The sequence below is a fragment of the Nonlabens ulvanivorans genome (assembly GCF_000732625.1).
Classification (GTDB): Bacteria; Bacteroidota; Bacteroidia; order Flavobacteriales; family Flavobacteriaceae; genus Nonlabens; species Nonlabens ulvanivorans.
The window spans coordinates 1-1,322 of record NZ_JPJI01000034.1; the positions used below are offsets into that span (position 1 = coordinate 1).

Below are 1,322 nucleotides of genomic sequence, written 5' to 3' on the forward strand. Positions count from 1 at the left end.
CGTTTGCTGTTCCTTGTTGTTGAACTTTTGCATCACTACCAATACCTTTTTGGTCGATGTCAGAATAGTTTCCACCTACTGTAGCTGCTGCTGTCGGAGACGTTTGCTGCACGATTGGTGTGATTGTTTGAGGAGTTTGCGCAAATGCAAATCCACCGATTGCTAGTGCCGCAGCACTTAAAATTACTCTTTTCATAATTATTGATATTTAGATTTAAATTGGTTTGAGATATTAGAACTCATATTTTAAAAGTCGGCTAAGGCTCTCAAATACCTTAGCCTACTTTAAAATCACATTAAACCGTCCCTACTGGTTTATTAAATAATATTAAAATGTGTGTCTTTTTGTTGCTGCCGCTCTTCTAGCTTGAGGAGTTAAAGCAACATTTGCATTTCTTTGAATAACTGTTGCAGTGTTTTGACCAGAAGTTAATGCTGGTTGTCCTGCTAATGGCGCATTTTGGTTGATTAAACTTGTTTGTCCATTACCCGTTTGATCTACCATAGACATGTTACCATTTGCACGTTGGTTAATCACAGAATTGTTATCAGCACCATCTTGAATAGAAGTAGCCATGTTACCAACTGCTTGTCCATTCCCTTGACTTACACGAGAATAGTTATCCATTCCATACTGCTCTTGGTTAACCATGTTGTTGTTACCGTTTTGAGTAGAACGTGCTTCGTTACGATCACCATCTTGGAATTGCTCAACCAGGTTATCACCACCATTTAAAGATCCAGCAGTATTTTGATTTACAACCGCTTTGTTGTCTGTACCTAATTGCTCTTGATAAGACTCATCACCAGATAAGAATTGTGTAGCATAAGCTTCGTTAGTTGCACCAGACTGAACTTGTTGTGCAAATGCATCAGTTGCGTCTTTCGTTGCATCACCTTGCTGGATTTCAGCATGATTTCCACCACCTAATGCAGGAGAACCACTATCTTGAATTTGTACAGCCTCGTTATTATCACCCCATTGCTCCCCTATTGCAACTTGACCTGCAGATTGGTTAGGATTTGAAACTTGGTCTTGATAAGAACGGTTACCTACACCAGCTGCAGCATCATTTCTTTGAAGAATGCTAGCTTCGTTATCATCATAACGTTGTTGAACTTCAGCATAGTTATCTTTACCATCTTGATCAACTTTAGCTAAATTGTTTTCGGCTTGCTGTGGAGTATTTGCTCCTTGTTGCACCAGTGCAGCGTTATCTAGTCCGATTTGTAAACCTGAAATCTCATTTTCATCACCTTGTTGTGTTGCCATGAAATCATTACCTGCACCATCTTGCTTGATATCAGAATAGTTAAGGTGT

At 39.3% G+C, this 1,322-nt stretch carries 1 protein-coding gene and 1 pseudogene; both read right to left on the reverse strand.

Annotation, left to right across the window (positions count from 1 at the left end; translation table 11 throughout):
* The coding region (locus tag IL45_RS14535) for a hypothetical protein (RefSeq protein ID WP_036585560.1) at positions 1-196 on the reverse strand (196 nt) is incomplete at its 3' end.
* A 132-nt stretch (positions 197-328) separates the two neighbouring features.
* Positions 329-1,322 (reverse strand): annotated as a pseudogene (locus IL45_RS14540) (hypothetical protein); the annotation flags it as partial.